The 19,193-nt window shown below is 42.9% G+C and carries 22 protein-coding genes; 10 read left to right on the plus strand and 12 right to left on the minus strand.

Going from position 1 to position 19,193, the window contains the following annotated elements:
* Window positions 1-192: 192 nt before the first annotated feature.
* The 3 genes from glpA to glpC are packed head-to-tail and all read left to right on the plus strand — an operon-like array spanning window position 193 to window position 4,437.
* Window positions 193-1,884 carry an anaerobic glycerol-3-phosphate dehydrogenase subunit A gene (gene glpA, locus DXZ23_RS10505; protein ID WP_017807317.1) on the plus strand — a complete coding sequence of 564 codons (1,692 nt, stop codon included), beginning with the start codon at window positions 193-195 and terminating at the stop codon, window positions 1,882-1,884.
* Window positions 1,874-3,166, plus strand: coding sequence for a glycerol-3-phosphate dehydrogenase subunit GlpB (gene glpB / locus DXZ23_RS10510; RefSeq protein WP_017807316.1), 1,293 nt, complete (start codon window positions 1,874-1,876; stop codon window positions 3,164-3,166). Before glpA ends, glpB begins: the two co-directional genes overlap by 11 nt.
* Window positions 3,166-4,437 (plus strand): anaerobic glycerol-3-phosphate dehydrogenase subunit GlpC, encoded by a 1,272-nt coding sequence (glpC, locus tag DXZ23_RS10515; protein ID WP_021723617.1) that lies wholly within the window; start codon window positions 3,166-3,168, stop codon window positions 4,435-4,437. The genes glpB and glpC overlap by 1 nt, the downstream gene beginning before the upstream one ends.
* Before the next feature lie 69 nt (window positions 4,438-4,506).
* Here the strand turns inward: glpC and DXZ23_RS10520 are convergent, their stop codons facing one another.
* Both DXZ23_RS10520 and DXZ23_RS10525 read right to left on the minus strand, forming a co-directional pair.
* Window positions 4,507-5,265 carry a DeoR/GlpR family transcriptional regulator gene (locus DXZ23_RS10520; protein WP_017807314.1) on the minus strand — a complete coding sequence of 253 codons (759 nt, stop codon included), beginning with the start codon at window positions 5,263-5,265 and terminating at the stop codon, window positions 4,507-4,509.
* Window positions 5,266-5,295: 30 nt separating this feature from the next.
* Window positions 5,296-6,156 carry a rhomboid family intramembrane serine protease gene (locus DXZ23_RS10525; protein WP_017807313.1) on the minus strand — a complete coding sequence of 287 codons (861 nt, stop codon included), beginning with the start codon at window positions 6,154-6,156 and terminating at the stop codon, window positions 5,296-5,298.
* Between the two features lie 48 nt (window positions 6,157-6,204).
* Between DXZ23_RS10525 and DXZ23_RS10530 the strand changes: the two genes are divergently transcribed.
* Window positions 6,205-6,522: a DUF5389 domain-containing protein gene (locus tag DXZ23_RS10530; RefSeq protein ID WP_017807312.1), complete on the plus strand. Its 318-nt coding sequence runs from the start codon at window positions 6,205-6,207 to the stop codon at window positions 6,520-6,522.
* Between the two features lie 33 nt (window positions 6,523-6,555).
* On the opposite strand, the gene purT is transcribed toward DXZ23_RS10530, so the two are convergent.
* The 4 genes from purT to rpe all read right to left on the minus strand — a co-directional run bounded on the left by purT (window position 6,556) and on the right by rpe (window position 10,287).
* Window positions 6,556-7,737, minus strand: coding sequence for a formate-dependent phosphoribosylglycinamide formyltransferase (gene purT, locus DXZ23_RS10535; protein WP_017807311.1), 1,182 nt, complete (start codon window positions 7,735-7,737; stop codon window positions 6,556-6,558).
* A 179-nt stretch (window positions 7,738-7,916) separates the two neighbouring features.
* Window positions 7,917-8,918: a tryptophan--tRNA ligase gene (gene trpS, locus DXZ23_RS10540; protein WP_017807310.1), complete on the minus strand. Its 1,002-nt coding sequence runs from the start codon at window positions 8,916-8,918 to the stop codon at window positions 7,917-7,919.
* A 17-nt stretch (window positions 8,919-8,935) separates the two neighbouring features.
* Complete coding sequence (locus tag DXZ23_RS10545; protein ID WP_017807309.1) at window positions 8,936-9,613, minus strand: phosphoglycolate phosphatase; 678 nt, start codon at window positions 9,611-9,613, stop codon at window positions 8,936-8,938.
* Window positions 9,613-10,287, minus strand: coding sequence for a ribulose-phosphate 3-epimerase (gene rpe / locus DXZ23_RS10550; protein ID WP_021723619.1), 675 nt, complete (start codon window positions 10,285-10,287; stop codon window positions 9,613-9,615). Before rpe ends, DXZ23_RS10545 begins: the two co-directional genes overlap by 1 nt.
* 153 nt (window positions 10,288-10,440) lie before the next feature.
* On the opposite strand from rpe, the gene DXZ23_RS10555 reads away from it, so the two are divergent.
* Window positions 10,441-11,052, plus strand: a complete 612-nt coding sequence (locus DXZ23_RS10555; protein WP_017807307.1) for a LysE/ArgO family amino acid transporter — start codon at window positions 10,441-10,443, stop codon at window positions 11,050-11,052.
* A gap of 53 nt (window positions 11,053-11,105) precedes the next feature.
* Here DXZ23_RS10555 and DXZ23_RS10560 read toward each other — a convergent pair whose 3' ends face one another.
* From DXZ23_RS10560 to DXZ23_RS10580, 6 genes are all read right to left on the minus strand, one after another.
* Window positions 11,106-11,495 carry a RidA family protein gene (locus tag DXZ23_RS10560; RefSeq protein WP_017807306.1) on the minus strand — a complete coding sequence of 130 codons (390 nt, stop codon included), beginning with the start codon at window positions 11,493-11,495 and terminating at the stop codon, window positions 11,106-11,108.
* Between the two features lie 90 nt (window positions 11,496-11,585).
* Window positions 11,586-11,870: a type II toxin-antitoxin system RelE/ParE family toxin gene (locus tag DXZ23_RS10565; protein WP_017807305.1), complete on the minus strand. Its 285-nt coding sequence runs from the start codon at window positions 11,868-11,870 to the stop codon at window positions 11,586-11,588.
* The gene (locus DXZ23_RS15485) at window positions 11,863-12,036 is read right to left on the minus strand and encodes a hypothetical protein (protein ID WP_017807304.1); all 174 of its coding nucleotides are present in this window, start codon (window positions 12,034-12,036) and stop codon (window positions 11,863-11,865) included. The genes DXZ23_RS10565 and DXZ23_RS15485 overlap by 8 nt, the downstream gene beginning before the upstream one ends.
* 135 nt (window positions 12,037-12,171) lie before the next feature.
* A complete protein-coding gene (locus DXZ23_RS10570; protein ID WP_017805811.1) occupies window positions 12,172-13,119 on the minus strand; it encodes an IS110 family transposase in 948 nt (315 codons plus the stop codon).
* Between the two features lie 259 nt (window positions 13,120-13,378).
* Window positions 13,379-13,960, minus strand: a complete 582-nt coding sequence (locus DXZ23_RS10575; RefSeq protein WP_017807302.1) for an aminotransferase class IV family protein — start codon at window positions 13,958-13,960, stop codon at window positions 13,379-13,381.
* Window positions 13,960-14,955, minus strand: coding sequence for an aminodeoxychorismate synthase component I (locus DXZ23_RS10580; RefSeq protein ID WP_017807301.1), 996 nt, complete (start codon window positions 14,953-14,955; stop codon window positions 13,960-13,962). The genes DXZ23_RS10575 and DXZ23_RS10580 overlap by 1 nt, the downstream gene beginning before the upstream one ends.
* A 56-nt stretch (window positions 14,956-15,011) precedes the next feature.
* Here DXZ23_RS10580 and DXZ23_RS10585 point away from each other — a divergent pair, with 56 nt between their 5' ends.
* The 5 genes from DXZ23_RS10585 to ribF all read left to right on the plus strand — a co-directional run bounded on the left by DXZ23_RS10585 (window position 15,012) and on the right by ribF (window position 19,170).
* Window positions 15,012-15,581: an anthranilate synthase component II gene (locus DXZ23_RS10585; protein WP_017807300.1), complete on the plus strand. Its 570-nt coding sequence runs from the start codon at window positions 15,012-15,014 to the stop codon at window positions 15,579-15,581.
* Between the two features lie 118 nt (window positions 15,582-15,699).
* Window positions 15,700-16,179 (plus strand): Dps family protein, encoded by a 480-nt coding sequence (locus DXZ23_RS10590; protein WP_017807299.1) that lies wholly within the window; start codon window positions 15,700-15,702, stop codon window positions 16,177-16,179.
* A gap of 176 nt (window positions 16,180-16,355) precedes the next feature.
* Window positions 16,356-16,697, plus strand: a complete 342-nt coding sequence (locus DXZ23_RS10595; protein WP_017807297.1) for an avidin-fold protein — start codon at window positions 16,356-16,358, stop codon at window positions 16,695-16,697.
* 80 nt (window positions 16,698-16,777) lie between these two features.
* The gene (gene mnmE, locus DXZ23_RS10600; RefSeq protein ID WP_017807296.1) at window positions 16,778-18,136 is read left to right on the plus strand and encodes a tRNA uridine-5-carboxymethylaminomethyl(34) synthesis GTPase MnmE; all 1,359 of its coding nucleotides are present in this window, start codon (window positions 16,778-16,780) and stop codon (window positions 18,134-18,136) included.
* An 80-nt stretch (window positions 18,137-18,216) separates the two neighbouring features.
* Window positions 18,217-19,170 carry a bifunctional riboflavin kinase/FAD synthetase gene (gene ribF / locus DXZ23_RS10605; RefSeq protein ID WP_017807295.1) on the plus strand — a complete coding sequence of 318 codons (954 nt, stop codon included), beginning with the start codon at window positions 18,217-18,219 and terminating at the stop codon, window positions 19,168-19,170.
* Window positions 19,171-19,193 lie beyond the last annotated feature (23 nt).

Genomic DNA, 19,193 nt, shown 5'->3' on the forward strand with positions numbered 1-19,193 from the left:
ACGAAAAGCAGAGAAATGTTAAGTTGTGATGTTTGTCACAAAAATATAACAAAATTTTTTCTTGACTTATTTAAACAGTGATCTTTATTACATTATTTGATACAAAATTGCTCATTTTATTTTCTAAAACAAACATTTGGAGTATGATTATATTGTTATTCTTTATTTTGCTTATTTTTATGAGGGGGAACTATGCCAATATCACCTCAGTTTTATCAATCAAATGGGGATTTTTCACCGATCAGCACTGATGTCATTATCATCGGTGGTGGGGCTACGGGGGCAGGTATTGCACGAGATTGTGCATTACGCGGTATTGATTGCGTGTTATTAGAACGCCGCGATATTGCCACAGGGGCAACAGGGCGTAACCACGGCTTATTACATAGCGGGGCGAGATATGCGGTGAATGATGAAGAATCCGCACGCGAATGTATTCAAGAAAATTTGATCCTGAAAAACATTGCTCGCCATTGTATTGAAGATACCAAAGGGCTGTTCATCACCTTACCCGAAGATGATTTGACCTATCAAAAAACCTTTCTCACCGCTTGTGATAAGGCAGGCATTGAAGCGGTGGCGATCGAGCCTGATTTAGCCAGACGCTTAGAGCCTTCGGTCAATCCGAATTTAGTGGGCGCGGTGGTGGTGCCTGACGGTGCTATCGATCCGTTTCGCTTAACCGCGGCAAATATGCTTGATGCCAGTGAAAATGGGGCGAAAATTTTTACCTATTGCGAAGTAAAAGGGCTAATTCGCGAGGGTGATCGCGTAATTGGAACAAAAGTTTACGATCATAAAAATAAAGTAGAACGTTTGTTTTTCGCTCCTGTTGTGGTGAATGCTGGCGGAATTTGGGGGCAAGGCATTGCGGAATATGCGGATCTTAAAATCCGAATGTTCCCCGCTAAAGGGGCGTTGCTGATTATGGGGCATCGTATTAATAATTTGGTGATTAACCGCTGTCGCAAGCCTGCCGATGCGGATATTCTCGTGCCGGGTGATACCATTTGCGTGATCGGCACGACTTCAAGCCGTATTCCTTATGATCAAATTGATAATATGGTGGTAACACCTGAAGAAGTGGATATTTTATTCCGTGAAGGGGAAAAACTCGCCCCTTCCCTACGTCATACCCGCGTGCTGCGTGCTTATGCGGGCGTGCGTCCCTTGGTGGCGACCGATGATGATCCCTCAGGGCGAAATGTAAGCCGTGGCATTGTGTTGCTGGATCACGCTGAGCGTGATGGTTTAGAGGGCTTCGTTACCATCACAGGTGGGAAATTAATGACCTATCGTTTAATGGCAGAATGGGCAACGGACTTGGTGTGCAAAAAACTCAATAAATCTGCCACTTGTATCACTGCTAGCCAACCTTTACCGGGTTCAGGTACAACACAAGAAGAAACCTACAAACAAATTATTTCCCTCCCAACCCCGATTAAAATTTCAGCGGTTTATCGCCACGGGCAACGAGCCACAAAATTATTAGAAAAAGAACGCCTTGATCGCTCGTTAGTGTGCGAATGCGAAGCGGTAAGTGCAGGGGAAGTGCGTTATGCCGTTGATGAACTCAAAGTGAATAACTTGGTGGATTTACGCCGCCGCACCCGTGTAGGAATGGGAACGTGCCAAGCGGAACTCTGTGCTTGTCGAGCGGCGGGCTTAATGGCACGTTTTAAAGTAGCAACCCCGCGTCAATCCACCACGCAACTGGCTTCTTTTATGGAAGAACGTTGGCGGGGAATTCAGCCTATTGCGTGGGGAGAAGCAGTGCGTGAAGCAGAATTTACCAGCTGGATTTATTACAGTTTACTTGGTTTGAATGATGTTAAACCACTTGATGAACAAGCCACACAGGGGACAGACAACAATGAAATTTGATGTGATTATTATCGGTGGCGGATTGGCAGGGCTAACCTGCGGTATCGCCTTGCAACAACAAGGCAAACATTGTGCCATCGTAAACAACGGACAAGCGGCGATGGATTTTTCCTCTGGCTCGTTAGATTTACTCAGTCAGCTACCAAACGGAAGTGCGGTGCAAAATTTCGCTGAAATTTACCCGCACTTTGCTGAACAAGTGCCACATCACCCCTATACCTTATTGGGAAAAGATCAGGTGCTTGCTAAAGCAGAACACTTTGAACAATTAGCCCAATCGCTCAATTTGGATCTGATTGGCTCACATAAAGAAAATCATCTCCGTGTTACTCCTTTGGGCGGTTTACGTCGCACTTGGCTTTCGGCAAACAGCGTGCCAACCTTGCCATTATCACAAGCTGAATTTCCCCATAAACGCATTGCAGTGCTAGGCATTGAGGGTTACCACGATTTCCAACCACAATTATTAGCGGATAACTTAAAACAAAATCTGCAATTTGCCCATTGTGATGTGAGCATTGGCTATTTGCACATTCCGCAATTAGACCAACTTCGCAACAACGCACGGGAATTTCGTAGCGTCAATATTTCCCAAGTACTGGAGCATAAACTGGCGTTCGGCGAGTTAGTGCGAGAGATCCAACAAGCCGCAGGAAACGCAAGTGCGGTGTTTTTACCCGCCTGTTTTGGAATGAGCGACAACCATTTCTTCAACAGCCTCAAACAGGCGACAGGGCTAAATTTATTTAAACTGCCAACACTACCGCCTTCTTTACTGGGAATGCGTCAGCGAAAAGCCCTGCGAGATCATTTTGAAAAGTTGGGCGGTGTAATGCTCAATGGCGACAAAGCGTTGCGGGCGGATATTGAGGATCACCAAGTGAAAGCCCTTTACACGCAATTACATCAAGATGATGCACTTTATGCTGAGCATTTTGTGCTGGCTTCGGGGCATTATTTTAGCTCGGGGATTGTGGCGGAATTTGAGCGGGTTCTCGAGCCTATTTTTGATCTCGATATTATCGGCAACGGCGATTTTGACAATGGCAACCGCCTTTCTTGGACAAGAGATCGCTTTTCTGCTCCGCAACCTTATCAAAGTGCGGGGGTAAAAATTAATGAAAAATGCCAAGTGCAAAAGTGCAGTGAGATTTTAGCGAATTTATACGCTATCGGCTCAGTGATTGGCGGTTACAATAATTTAGAACTCGGTTGTAGCTCGGGCGTGGCGGTGGTTACCGCACTCACCGTAGCAGAACAGATTCTTGCAGGGGGCAAATAATGAACATTCAACAATTAATCGAAAATGCGAAACAAAATGCCGCCTTGCCACCCACACATCAATATGTGGATAACAGTTTTGAAAGTTGCATAAAATGTACGGCTTGCACGGCGGTTTGCCCAGTATCAAAACAAAATCCGCTTTATCCTGGTCCGAAGCAAGCTGGCCCAGATGGGGAACGTTTTCGCCTAAAAAGTGCCGCATTCTATGATGAAGCACTGAAATATTGTACCAACTGCAAACGCTGTGAAGTGGCTTGCCCTTCTGATGTAAAAATTGGCGATTTGATCGTGCGGGCGAGAAATAACCATTTGAAAGAACAGAAAAAATCGCTCATTCATAAATTACGCGATGCGGTGCTAAGTAACACGGACATAATGGGCAAACTCAACACACCATTTGCCCCTGTGGTAAATACCATTACAGGCTTAAAAGCCACGAAATTCTTACTGGAAAAAACCTTAAAAGTCAGCCAACACCGCAGTTTGCCGAAATATTCTTTTGGCTCATTCCGTCAATGGTATAAAAATAATGCCCTTGAACGTCAGCGTTATTACAAAGACAAAGTGGCGTACTATCACGGTTGTTATGTGAATTATAATAATCCACAACTTGGTAAGGATTTAATCAAGGTTTTCAACGCCTTAGATATTGGCGTGCTGTTGTTGGAAAAAGAAAAATGCTGTGGGCTGCCACTGAGCGTGAATGGCTTTCCAAAACGAGCCAAACAGCTGGCGGAATTTAACCTTGCTCAGCTAGAAAAGACCATTATTAATCAAGAGCTTGATGTGGTGGGAACGTCCTCTAGTTGCACAATGAATTTACGTGATGAATATCATCATATTTTGGGAATGGATAACGCAAAAGTACGTCCACACATTAATATTGTAACGAAGTATTTGTATCAATTATTTCAACGTAAAAACGCACCGCAGTTTAAATCAATGCCGTTAAAAGTGGCATATCACACCGCTTGCCACGTGGATAAAGCGGGTTGGGCGCCTTATACGCTTGCGTTATTAAAATTAATTCCTGATCTTGAAGTGGTAATGCTACCAAGCCAATGTTGTGGTATTGCTGGCACTTACGGCTTTAAAGCAGAAAACTATGAGGTTTCCCAAGCCATTGGTAAAACCTTGTTTGAGCATATTGAAGAAGGGCAATTTGATTTTGTGATTTCCGAGTGCGAAACCTGCAAATGGCAAATTGATATGTCCACCAGTGTAACTTGTTTGCACCCAATCACGTTATTAGCAAAGTCTATTAATTAAAAAGCAGAGGAAGATAGCTAGTGGTAGCTTATCTTCCGCTTTTTTATTATGAATAAAGTGCGGTGCGTTTTATTCACAAATATGCACCGCTGTGTTACTAGCTTCTAATAATTGGCGGATACTTTCCGACGGTGGGGTGTCTGTGAAAAGGTGGCTTAGTTCGGCGAGTGAGCCTAAACACACCATTGCACGGCGGTTAAATTTAGAATGATCGGTGGCAAGAATGGTATTGCGGGAGCTTTCCATAATCGCCCGTTTCACTTGCACTTCGTGGTAATCGTAATCTAATAATGTGCCGTCGCTGTCAATGGCACTGATCCCCAAAATGCCGAAATCTAAGCGAAATTGTTTGATAAAAGCCACAGTGGCTTCGCCGATGATACCACCGTCTTGTCGCAGTGAACCGCCCGCCATTGTGATGTCAAAACTTTTATTTTGCATTAGGATATAAGCGGCGTTCAGATTGTTGGTCACAATGCGTAAATTTTTGTGATTTAACAAGGCATTCGCCACCGCTTCTGGGGTTGTGCCAATATCCATAAATAAAGATGTCCCGTTTGGAATGAGTTTCGCCACTTCTTCCGCAATACGCCGTTTTTCTGTGGAGAAGAAATGTTTGCGTTCCACATAATCGGAGTTTTCAGAAGTGGAAGGGGACGCCGCCCCACCGTGATGACGACTGATTAAATTGTTTTCCGCTAATTCATTGAGATCGCGGCGGATCGTTTGCGGGCTAACGCCCAATAAATTCACCAAATCTTCGGTGCTTAAATAACCATTTTGTTTAACTAGTGAAATAATTTTTTTATGTCGTTGTGATTGTTTCATATTTCTTCCTGATATTTTTTATAAGTTATTTTAGGCTTTACCAACGCGAATTTTTAACAATGCCAGCACAACGCCCGTAAGCAAGCCCGTAATATGGGCGGTGTTCCCCATTGAAACGCCAATGAGCGGGCTGACAAAACCGAACGCGATCCCCACTAATAACATAGTGAAAAAACCTTGGGGTAAGTGAAATTTTTGCTGATTGCTCAATTTATCTAATACCAACACATAGCCCAACACCGCATACACCACGCCCGAAAGCCCAAAGAATGCCGCACCCGATGCCATATTTTGAGCAAATCCGCTGAGAAAAGTCGAAACTAAATATAATATGACAAGCTGGCTTGTGCCACATTTTTGTTCGATTTGCCTCGCAAAAATCCACCACCACACTAGATTAAAGGTGATATGCCAAGGGGAAAGATGAACAAGGCTATGGCTAAAATATCGCCACAATTCCCCTTGCTGAATGGCATCTTCGGGATAATGGGAGAATAATAAAATAGGCAGCTCGAAACCGATCAGTTGGAAAAAATAGATGACAAGACAAAGTGCGGTAATAAAAACCGTGAATTTTTGTTTTTTTCCAACGTCAAGGAAAGAGAGGGCAGGAAGCCAATTCGCCCATTTTATTTTTTCCCTTTTTTCTACTTGCCCCGCTTGCCAACTGGATTGCTCATAACGCGAATCAAAAGGATTTCGCAAAAATTCGTTGCGTTCTTGCTCAATTTGAGCAAGCACAGGGCAATGAGAATCCACATAGGCAACGAGCATTATCCCGTGTTCCGTTTGTTCTTCTTTGATGGTTAATTCCACCTTATATTTTTGCAAAATATAATCGCGAAAATGGTATGTCCAATTACTGATTTCGCTACCAAATAAACGGTGCATTTGCTATATTCCTTTTTTGTAATTTAAGTTGATAATCCTGAGGAAAAAATGAAAAAACAATCAATGCCAAGCGGCTTTTCCCCCTTCACTTGGGCGTTAGCAATGTTTTGCTTACCCATTTTGCTTTGGCCGCTAGCCTTGCTGATTTTCCCCAATTTACTTAAAAATCCCCAGCTTTCCGATCTCCAAATGACGTTAATGTCGATCTTTTTTTGGGTATATCCTTTTCTTTTAGGCATTATGGCACGGGTGTTTTATCTCTGTCATCAACGTAATGCCCCCCTTGCGAGAAAAGGGCTGGCACTAAGTGCGGTGCTTTTTTACAGCGTTTTATTTTATGTTTCAGCCGTTGGGTTTCAAGCATAAAAAATGAGCATTATAGAATAATGCTCAATGTTTTTATAAGGTAATGCGGAGCTGTGCGTAAGCCCGTTCCACTTTTTGCAAGGCTTTTTCAATGCTTTCATCGCGAGCCAGCACCACACCCATTCGGCGATGTCCATTGACTTCACCTTTACCAAACAAACGAATGTCCGTGTTAGGCTCGGCAAGCACCTTTTCCAAACCGCCAAATTGCACTTGTTGCGATTGCCCCTCCACTACAATGGCTTTGGAAGCGGCAGGACTGAGCAACGAGATTTGCGGGATTGGCAGCCCCAAAATGGCTCTGGCGTGCAAGGCAAATTCGGAAAGCTCTTGTGAAATCAGCGTGACCATACCCGTATCGTGCGGACGAGGGGACACTTCATTGAAAATCACCTCATCGCCTGCCACAAACATTTCCACTCCGAAAATCCCACGCCCGCCAAGTGCGGTGGTAATTTTCTCCGCAATTTGTTGTGCCTTAGCGAGTGCCACTTCAGACATCGCTTGCGGCTGCCAAGATTCTCGGTAATCACCATTTTCTTGACGATGTCCAATAGGGGCAAGAAAAGACGTACCGCCAATATGACGCACAGTGAGCAAGGTGATTTCATAATCGAATTTCACAAAGCCCTCGACGATCACACGCCCGCCGCCTGCTCGTCCGCCTTGTTGGGCGTAATCCCAAGCCCGTTGCAATTCATCAAGGGATCTAATGACGCTTTGCCCGTGTCCCGATGACGACATAATGGGCTTCACTACGCAAGGAATGCCAATTTTTTCCACCGCACTTTGGAAATCGGCAAAGTTGTCCACAAATTGATAATGAGAGGTTGGCAATCCCAATTCTTCGGCGGCTAAACGGCGAATGCCCTCACGGTTCATCGTTAAGCGGGTGGCTTTCGCAGTCGGCACGACATTAAAGCCCGCTTGCTCCAATTCCACTAAGGTTTCAGTGGCGATGGCTTCCACTTCAGGCACGATATAATCAGGCTGTTCTTTTTCAACCAATGCTTTCAAGGCTTCGCCATCAAGCATTGAAATGGTATAAGCACGATGTGCCACTTGCTGAGCGGGTGCGTTTTCATAGCGATCCACCGCAATTACTTCTACGCCTAAGCGTTGTAATTCGATGACCATTTCTTTCCCCAGCTCCCCTGAGCCTAACATCATCACTTTTGTAGCTCTGGGGGTGAGGGCTGTACCTAATGTTGTCATTGCATTTTCCTTCCTGTTTATATTGTTATATTGATAGGTATTTTCCGATTTTTATAGGGTTAGTTTGATTTATTGTGCAACTTGTACCTAGCTTTATATGAAAATGAAACTAATTTTATAAGTTAATATAAAGTGCGGTGAAAATTAGGCGAGTTTTTCGCCTAATTTAAAGGGAGTAATTAAGGAGCAACAAAACCAATGGCTTTGTACACCGCATCTAATGTGGCTTTCGCACGTGCTTGTGCTTTTTTTGCCCCTTCGGCAGCGATTTTATGCAATAAAGCTTCATCATTACGGAAATGGTGATAGCGTTCTTGCAACTGGGTGAGCATTGCAGACACTTCATCAGCAACGGCGGTTTTTAAATGACCGTACATTTTGCCTTCAAACTCTGCTTCTAATTCAGCAATGCTTTTACCGGTAATCCCCGCCAAAATATCTAACAAGTTAGACACGCCAGCCTTGTTTTTTACGTCATAACGAATCACAGGCGGCTCATCAGAATCCGTTACCGCACGTTTAATTTTTTTCACCACCGATTTTGGATTTTCTAACAGACCAATCACGTTGTTGCGATTTTCGTCTGATTTCGACATTTTTTTCTCAGGCTCAAGTAAGGACATTACGCGCGCACCCGCTTTCGGAATAAACACTTCTGGAATAGCAAAATGCTCACCATAAAGGGCGTTGAAACGCTGTGCAATATCACGGGTGATTTCTAAATGTTGTTTTTGATCCTCACCTACTGGCACTTGGTTAGTTTGGTAAAGCAAAATATCCGCTGCCATCAGGACGGGATAAGTGAACAAACCGACGTTCACGTTTTCCGCGTGGCGTGCAGATTTATCTTTAAATTGGGTCATACGCCCCATTTCGCCAAAATAGGTGTAGCAATTTAGCACCCACGCCAGCTGAGCGTGTTCTGGAACGTGCGATTGAATAAAAATTGTGCTTTTCTCAGGATCAATCCCACAAGCCAAATATAAGGCTAGCACATCAAGGGTGGCGGAATGTAATTTCTGCGGATCTTGACGCACTGTGATGGCGTGTTGATCCACGATACAAAACAGGCATTCGTAATCCTCTTGCATTTTCACCCATTGACGCAATGCCCCAAGGTAGTTGCCGATGGTTAATTCCCCAGAAGGCTGTACGCCACTAAATACGATAGGTTTGGTCATTGTTGTATCCTTTCTCTTTATTGAACAATTTGCAGAATTTGGGCGAAATCATCGCAAACCCAGTCTGGGTGAGATTCTGCAATTGGAATATTATAGTTGTAGCCGTAGGTTAATCCCACCACAGGGCAGCCTGCGGAAGTGGCGGCAATGATGTCATTTCTTGAATCACCCACAAATAAAATTTGTTTTGGGTATAAGCCGAATTTACCGCATAAATAATAAAGCGGTGCTGGGTGCGGCTTGATTTGTGGTAAGGATTGTCCTCCCAAGGTTTCGCTAAATAAATGATCAATGCCAAAGGCTTTTAGCACAGGGAGAACGTGTTGCGTTGGCTTATTGGTTACCACGGCTAAAATAAAGCCACGTTCTTTTAACGCGGTCAGCGTTTCTTTCACATTAGGATATAAACGGCTGAAATTACACAGGTTTTCGCCATAATAAAAATTAAAGCGCGTTTTTACTTGCTCAATTTCCACCGCACTTAATGTTTTGCCAGTTTGTGCGGTTGCCCATTCCAATGCGCGTCCAATCAATACGCCCGCGCCATTGCCGATCCAAGTTAGCACCAATTCTTCAGGCGCTGGCGGCAAATCCACTTCACTTAACGCAGAATTCACCGAAAGGGCTAAATCAGGCAGGCTGTTTACTAGCGTGCCGTCTAAATCGAACCCAATAAGTTTAAATTGTGATGTCATTATTTGCTTACCTTACTTAATTCTTGACGCATTTCGTCAATCACTTTTTGATAATCGGGTTGATCGAAAATTGCCGAGCCAGCCACAAAAGTATCCGCCCCTGCGCGTGCAATTTCCGCAATATTATTCACTTTCACTCCGCCATCGACTTCTAAACGAATATCCAAACCACTTTCATCAATACGTTGGCGAGCTTGTTTTAATTTTTCCAGCGTAGCAGGAATAAAAGACTGACCGCCAAATCCCGGATTTACCGACATTAGCAAGATCATATCTACTTTATCCATCACATAATCCAAATAGCTTAATGGCGTAGCGGGATTAAACACCAAGCCTGCTTTGCAGCCATTATCACGAATAAGTTGCAATGAGCGATCAATATGTTCTGTGGCTTCAGGGTGGAAAGTGATGTAATTCGCCCCTGCTTTGGCAAAATCAGGGATTAAACGATCTACTGGTTTCACCATTAAATGCACGTCAATGGGGGCGGTGATGCCGTAATCACGCAAGGCTTTGCATACCGCAGGGCCGAAGGTTAAATTCGGCACATAATGGTTATCCATTACATCAAAATGAATTAAATCTGCACCGCACTTTAGCACGTTTTCCACGTCTTCGCCTAAGCGCGCCAAATCCGCTGATAAAATCGATGGGGCAATTAAAAATGGTTTCATTTTATCCCTCAAAAATCACAAAAAACGATGGCGGATAGTGTACTACTTAATAAGGCAAAGTTTAAGGAAATTTGCCCTTTGTGATTGATTATTTTCACCTATGGCTTTTATAATCGCCGTTTTGAATCATTAGGGAATAACTAGAGGAAAGCAATGGAATTTTATCTACAAGGCTTTTTAATGTGCTTTGGGCTTATCGCCACCATTGGTGCACAAAACACATTTTTACTTAAACAAGGCTTGCTCAAACAGCATGTTTTTGTACTTTGTACATTATTTTTTCTCTGTGATTGCTTGTTGTTTTCCCTTGGCGTGTTTGGCTTAGGGCATTTCATTAGCCAAGAAAAAATTGCCAGTGTAATATTAGCCTTAGTAGGGGGATTATTTTTACTGGTTTATGGGGCAAGAGCTTTCCTCTCCGCCTATCGCAATAACACCGCTCTGGCACTTGAGCAAGACACAACCTTGCCATTGAAAAAAATCATCCTTATCGCCTTAGCCTTAACCTTTCTCAACCCTCACGTTTATCTTGATACGATCGTTATTGTCGGTGGCATCGCGGGAACATTAAGTGCGGAACAAAAATTCGCCTTTTTGCTAGGAACGATTTCCGCTTCAGGATTATGGTTTTTCTCTGTAGGCTATGGTGCAAGATTGCTTATTCCCCTTTTCCAAAAAACGATTACTTGGCGACTGCTTGATTTCACTACAGGGGTAATTATGTGGTTTATTGCGTTTGGATTGATCAAATATGCTTTCGCATAGCGAAAATTAAAATAAAAAAGGGCGATCATCTCGCCCTTATGTTTACCTGCAAATTATTTTCTTACGGCAATCGCTTCAATTTCTAAGCCCACATCTTTAGGCAAACGAGCCACTTCCACACAAGAACGTGCAGGGAAATTAGGGTGATTATTTTCTTTAAAGAAACGTTCATATTCTGCATTTACTATAGCAAAATCATTTAAGTCTTTAACAAAAACCGTCGTTTTCACAATATCAGCCACGCTTAAACCTGCTTGCTCAATAATGGCTTTAACATTTTCTAAAGATTGGCGTGCTTGAGCCACAATATCCACAGGCACTTCACCTGTTGCAGGATTAACCGGAATTTGCCCAGAAGTTAGCACTAAATTGCCTAAATCCACCGCTTGTACATAAGGCCCAATCGCCGCTGGTGCTTTTTCGGTATGAATAATTTTTGTCATTTTATTTCCTTTTATTGAATGAAAAGATGGTTTTATTCTATGCAATCTTGCCGAAAACTGAAAGGAAAATCTATTTGTATAACGTGCTTATTAAGGACGTGGATAAAGCCTGCGACTATGAATAATGGTTTTGATATGCACTTCATCGTTTAAAATATCATAAACAATACGATAACCACGACAAAAGGCTTCGCGCGTTCCATCATTGCGCATTCGACCGATAGCTTGGGGCATAAAGGCAATCATATCAATTTTGGCGTGAATATCTTGGTAGAGTTTCATACCACTGATGAAAGAATAGGTAAATTCAGCTACATTTTCTACAATATGATTGATGTTATTTTGTGCTTCTTGGCTAACAATAACCTTATACATAGGAATGATTTTCCATTTCTTCGAATTCACGCGCCTTGCGTTCAAGCAATGCAAGTGTTTGTCGTCTGGATTCTTCTAGCGTTAAAACACGCCCCGCTTTAAAATCTTCATCAGCACGGCGGATTTTTTCCGCTAAAAATTCATCATAACCTTTTTCTTTAAACATTTGGTTTCTCTTTAATAGACTTGAACGAATATTGAACTGATCCTAGCACCTTTTCCATTGAACAACAACAGATTCAAGGGGCTTTAGTGTGTAGCAACTGTATTCAGCTAAAAAGCAAAAATACAAATTCGTTAATTAAAGTGCGTGAGCGTCCCATTGCGAGTCATCGCGGACAATCGCATTTAAAATGGTGAGAAGTTTACGCATACAGGCGTTAATCGCCACTTTGAACGCCTTACCATTAGCACGTAAGCGTTCGTAAAATTGTTTAAGTTTAGGCTCAAAACGCACACAAACAAATGTTGCCATATACAGTGCATTTCGTACGGCTTTGCGACCACCTGAACAGCGGCTTTTCCATTTGGTGTTGCCACTTTCTTTAGGATGGGGTGCAACACCAACAAGTGAAGCGATTTGTTTATGTGTGTATTGACCTAACTCAGGCAACATTGACATCAAAACGGCTATTGTTTGTGTACCCAACCCTTTGATGTCTTTAAACTTTTTTATTGTATCGTCAAAATGTTTGAGATGCTGTTCGATTTCCCTATCCAGCTCATCAATACGCAGGCTGAGATAGTCGATATGCTGTTCAACACTGAATACTTGTGTGGAATGAACTTGTTCAAGGCGGTTTTTCTCCGCAAAACGCATTTCAACAAGCTGATTACGGCGTGAAACAAGGGCTTCAAGCTGTTCCTGCTCGGGAGTGGGTGGTATGTAAAGCTGCTGTGCTACATTATCACGCATTGCGAGCATTTGGGCGTAAAAAGCCAACATTTTGGCGTCTTTATTGTCGGTTTTTGCTAGTGACTGCGACATCGCAAACTGATTGGTTTGTCGCGGGTTAGCAATCACCACACGAAAGCCTGTGCGGTGGAGTGCTTTAGCTAATGGGAGTTCAAGCCCACCGGTGCTTTCAAGGACAATTAAGTCCACACTGAAACGACGTAAATACTCAATGGTATGTGCAATCCCTTTCGGATTGTTGGTTTCGGTCTTAGTTCGTTTTTGGGTAGAAAGCCCAATGACGAAATGACGTTTAGCAACATCAATACCACAATAAGTTTGTTCATTCATCATTAACCTGCCTTGCATTCGGGTTTAAGTCTGGCAACTGTTCGGTTTTTTGGTGAAATGTTATCTGCTCTCATTGCTACAACTCGGTTTGTTGCCTGGGGCGGACGCGAGATGCAGATAACGGGGTTTTGTTGCTATTTTATATTAATTTTAATATACAAGGGGCGGACCGATGTGTCCGCCCAACATTTAACACAACCACTCTATTCGGGCAGGCACACAGCCTAGCCCTACACAAATCATCAAAAGAGCGGTTAAAAACTCACAACGGATTTAACGCATTAATCAGTCTAATTTCCTCATAGTCAGCTAAATCCGTGAGAAAAATTGACCGCACTTTAATTTTATTTTGTTGTAGCAATGCGGTGCGTTGGGTGCCGATTAACAATGGGCTGTCGGGGGTGAACCATTGTGAGCCTTGGCGTAACACCAGATTACCAATGGAACAATCCGTTACCTTACCATTTTTGATAATCATAATCTCATCGCAGTCGCCTTTTTGTTTCAGCAATTCATTGAAAATAGCACGGTCACTGTATTTGAGGTGGTAGTCAATGTCATCGCAAATTACGGGTTGAAAGCGTTGGTAGGTTTTACGCTGATAGGGAAAACATTGCAGGTGATATTGCGTGGCGTTGTAGTCGATACGGCAGCGGATAAGCGAGCTTTGGTTGTTCGCCCAAAGTACGGTGTTTTTTCGCAGAATTTTTGCTAGGGAAAAAATTTCATAAGGTTGCCCTGCATAAAATTCACGCAGACTAGTTTCATAACGCTGTTGGTGTTGGGCAAGATTTTGCACTTGTCCCTTTTCAATGCATAGGGTTTCAAACAGAGGAAAATTCATTATTTTTCACCTTCCTGATATTTAAGTGGAACATAAATTTTCTCTAACAATTCTTGATATTCTTGCGCTGCTTGGCTTTGAATAGTGATGCCGCCGCCACTGTGGAAAGCAGTGTTTCCGTTTTGCTGAGAAATAAAGCGAATGGCCACCGCACTTTCTAGGCTTTCGCCGTTAAAAATACCAAACACGCCAGTGTAATAGCCCCGTGGTGCTAGTTCGGCTTGTTGAATGGTGGCAACGGTTTTTTCTTTCGGCGCACCGCTGATTGAGCCAGCGGGTAAAAGTTGGCTAAGCATTGTGCCGATGTTGGCTTGCCAGTTTTTCTTAAGATCGGCACAAATTTCAGAACTTGTTTGCCAGATCGCGCCACGTTCGGTAAAAATCTTTTCTAAATAACGAAAGCGTTTTACTTGCACATTTTGCCCTACGATAGCCAGATCATTACGCATTAAATCCACAATGGTGTAATGTTCCCGTTGTTCTTTTTCGCAATTGAGCAATTGATTTTCTGCATCAGGCAAGTTGGCATTAATCGTGCCTTTCATTGGGTAAGTGAAAATTTGGTTATGCGAGATTTTCACGAAAGGTTCAGGGGAAAAGCAGACAAACTCGTTTTTAAACAAGAGTTTATATTTCGCCTGCGTGGCAGAAAAAAGTGTATTTAGATCGTAATTTATCGCAATCGGCGTGGCATAAGTCAGATTAAGCAAATAGGAATTTCCTTGCTGTAACGCTTGCTGCACAATCTCAAAACCTTGCTGATAAGTGGCGAAATCAATGGGAAATTTTTCTAGCTTAAAGGGCTGTTTTGGGGGGGCTTTTTGTGCCGTTGCAAGATTATTTTGGCTGGCAAATTCAAACCAAATGCCTTGCTCTGCACATTGTTCAAGAGGGCAAATGATGGGCTTTTGCTGTTCAAAATCAATCAAAAAGAAAAAGGGCGTTCGCTGGTTTCCTAGTTGGTTGGCTTGTGAAATCAAGTCATTCAATAGCATAAAAAGGGCTAATCAAGTAAGATAATCAAATGCCAGCATTGTAGAAAATCTTCAGAATGAACACAAATTTATTAATTATCAATAATCACGATTCTTTTACCTATAATTTAGTGGATTTAATTCGTCAATTTGACGTGCCGTTTTCTGTGGTGAATGTGGAACAGCTAAACCTTGATGAAGTGGACAATTTTAGCCATATTTTGATTTCTCCTGGCCCTGATGTGCCGAGTGCTTATCCACAACTGTTTGCGATGTTGGAACACTATCAGCATAGCAAATCGATTTTAGGGGTTTGTCTTGGGCATCAAACCCTATGCCAGTTTTTTGGTGCAACCTTGTATAATTTACCGCAAGTGCGACACGGGCAAGCGAAACAAATCAAAGTGCGGTCAAATTCTGCCCTATTTTTCGGCTTGCCTACGCAATTTCAAATTGGGCTTTACCATTCGTGGGCGGTCTCGCAGCAGCATTTTCCGCCACAATTGGAGATTACCGCCACTTGCGAAGACGATGTGATTATGGCAATGCAGCATCGCCATTTGCCGATTTTTGGCGTACAATTTCACCCAGAATCCTATATTTCAGAACAGGGTAAGGCGTTAATTGCTAACTGGTTGAAAACTTAAAGCTATCAAATTTTTGATAATAAATAGTTTTAAACTATCAAATCTATCATTTATATCCATTTTATTTGTAAGGGATTAATCCCTATCATACTTCCAACAAAATAGAGGAGAACATACTATGGCAACAAATATCGGCTTAGACAAAGCAACTTCAGAAAAATTAGCACAAGAACTCAATAACTTACTTGCGACTTATCAAGTATTTTATATGAACGTGCGTGGTTATCACTGGAACATTAAAGGGGTAAACTTCTTTGAATTACACGCAAAATTTGAAGAAATTTATGATGATTTAGTGGTGAAAGTGGACGAAATCGCAGAGCGTATTTTGACTTTAGGCTATACGCCAAGCAATGCGTTCAGCGAATATTTAACCAAATCTTTAATTAAAGAACACGTTAGTGTAAGCGAAGCACAAGAATGCTTAAGCGGTACGTTAAGTGGTTTCAAAACCTTGTTGGAACAACAACGCGAAATCCTCGCCTTAGCTGCCGATGCTGATGATGAAGGTACAGCTTCACAAATGAGCGACTACATCAAAGAGCAAGAAAAATTAGTGTGGATGTTTACTGCTGCTTGTGAAAGTTGCAATAAATAATTACAAACTTTACTGAAAAGGCGATCGATGGATCGCCTTTTTTACTTTATATCTTTCATTGTGTTTTCGAATATCGCTTTAGGCTATGAGGATTTTCAATTTTTACTAGAAAAATGAGTAAAGATAAATACTTAATAATATATAATAAAGTAAATTTGTCTTTGTAAGGAATGGTAATGGAGTATAACCTCAACCAAAAAATCTTCGCCGCCGTTGTAAATAGCGAAAGTGGGGAAGTGAGTAACCAAACGCGTTTTCATTATTTTCAACAAGGCACGATGATTTGGGCTGAGTACGCAGGCGGTGAAATTAAAAAAGGTTTTCTGATTGGCAAATTTATTTCTGATAATGAAATTAGCTTTACTTATCAACATCTTAATCAGCAATTTGAAAACCGCCTAGGCAAATGCGTTAGTAAAATTTCCTCCTTGCCTTCAGGCAAATTGTGTTTAAATGAACAGTGGCAATGGCTAGACGGCGAGCAAGAAACAGGCGAATCAGTCATTGAAGAAATTTAAAAACTCATTGAGAAAAATTTAAAATCAACTTAACAAAATCTAAGCATTTTAAAGTGCGGTGTTTTTAGGAAACATTTTTTATGACAAAAGAAACCATTGTCGCCCAAGCCACGCCGATCGGACGTGGGGGCGTGGGGATTTTAAGGGTGTCAGGGCCTTTAGCCAATCAGGTGGCTGAAGAGGTGCTAGGCAAGCCTCTCAAACCGCGTTTGGCAAATTATTTGCCTTTCAAAGATAGCGATGGCACGGTGTTAGATCAGGGAATTGCGTTATTCTTCAAAGCCCCAAACTCTTTCACGGGCGAAGATGTGCTTGAATTGCAAGGACACGGTGGGCAGATCATTTTAGATCTTCTCCTCAAACGCATTTTGCAAGTGAAAGGCGTTCGCTTAGCACGTCCAGGGGAATTTTCCGAGCAGGCATTTTTGAACGACAAACTCGATCTTGCACAAGCAGAGGCGATCGCCGATCTCATTGATGCCACTTCTGAGCAAGCAGCACGCTCAGCCTTAAAATCCTTGCAGGGGGAATTTTCCAACAAAATCAACCAGTTGGTGGATTCCGTCATTTATCTGCGAACCTATGTGGAAGCGGCGATCGATTTTCCTGATGAAGAAATTGATTTCTTAGCCGACGGCAAAATCGAAGCCAAATTGCGTGAAATTATTGCTCAACTTGACAGCGTGCGAGCGGAAGCCAAGCAAGGAACGATTTTGCGTGAGGGAATGAAAGTAGTGATCGCGGGTCGCCCAAATGCGGGAAAATCTAGCCTACTTAATGCACTGGCAGGGCGTGAAGCTGCCATTGTTACCGATATCGCAGGCACAACCCGTGATGTGTTGCGGGAACATATTCATATTGACGGAATGCCGTTGCATATCATTGATACCGCAGGCTTGCGTGATGCCACCGATGAAGTAGAACGCATTGGGATTCGCCGTGCGTGGGACGAAATTGAGCAAGCAGATCGCATTATCCTGATGTTGGACAGCACTGATAGCGAAGAAAATCTCGCGCAAGTGCGGTCAGAATTTTTGGCAAAATTGCCCGATAATATCCCTTTAACTCTTGTGCGAAACAAAGCGGATTTGAGTGGCGAGGCAGAAACTCTCCGCGAACAAAATGGGCAAACCACCATTAGCCTTTCAGCGAAAACCCAAGTGGGCGTGGACTTACTGCGTGAACATTTGAAGCAAGCAATGGGTTATAACACCAGTGCCGAAGGGGGCTTCTTAGCCCGCCGCCGCCATTTGGAAGCACTAGAACAAGCGGATTTACATTTGCAAGCAGGGCTAATTCAGCTCACTGAATTTCACGCGGGCGAATTGCTCGCCGAAGAATTGCGAATGGTGCAAAATCACCTCAGCGAAATCACTGGGCAGTTTACCTCCGATGATTTACTCGGCAGCATCTTCAGCTCATTTTGTATCGGTAAATAAGTCGGTAGAAAATTAAAGTGCGGTGTGATTTTGTTATTTTATTATAATAATGCGATGATTTTTGATAACGGAATTAAATAATGCAATTAATTCGAGGATTGAACCATTTACCCCAAGCGTTGCAGCAGGGCTGTGCTTTAACCATTGGTAATTTTGACGGTGTGCATTTGGGGCATCAGGCTGTGCTACGCCATTTACGCGAAAAAGCCACGGCGTTGTCTTTGCCAATGGTGGTGATGTTGTTTGAGCCTCAGCCGAGCGAATATTTTATGGGGGATAAAGCACCGCCACGACTAATGCGATTGCGGGACAAATTAAGTGCATTAGCGGATTTGGGCGTGGATTATGTGGTTCGTATCAAATTTAATCGGGCTTTTGCTTCCCTTTCCGCCGAGCAGTTTATTCAAGAATACTTGGTACAGCGGCTCAAGGTGAAATTTTTGAGTATCGGCGATGATTTTCGCTTCGGTGCAGGGAGGCAAGGGGATTTTGCCTTATTGCAACAAGCGGGCGAAAAATATGGCTTTACAGTGGAAGATAATTGCAGTTTTCAGCTGAATGAGCAACGTATTAGTAGCACGGCAATTCGTCAAGCCTTGGCGGAAGACGATTTAGCCCTTGCCCAGCAATTATTAGGCAAGCCTTATTGTATTTATGGGCGCGTGGTGCAAGGCAATAAATTAGGGCGAACCATCGGCTTTCCTACCGCGAACATTCGTTTGCAACGCCAAGTCAATCCCGTCAAAGGGGTTTATGCGGTGAAAGTGAAATTGCCAAATGGTGCGGAATATAAGGGCGTGGCAAATATCGGTCGTCGCCCGACCATTAATGGTGTGAAGCAACTGCTCGAAGTTCATCTGTTTGATTTTAAACAAGATATTTATGGGCAACCCTTGCAAGTGGAACTCTGCGATAAAATCCGTGATGAGGTGAAATTCCCTTCTTTTGACTCGTTAAAAGAGCAAATTGCCAAAGATGTGGAAGTGGCAAAGGATTATTTTAGCCAAGCCAAAAGAACGAGTTCAATGGCTTAAAGTGCGGTAAAAAAGTTTCCAAA

Source organism: Avibacterium paragallinarum (genome assembly GCF_900450705.1).
Taxonomy (GTDB): domain Bacteria; phylum Pseudomonadota; class Gammaproteobacteria; order Enterobacterales; family Pasteurellaceae; genus Avibacterium; species Avibacterium paragallinarum.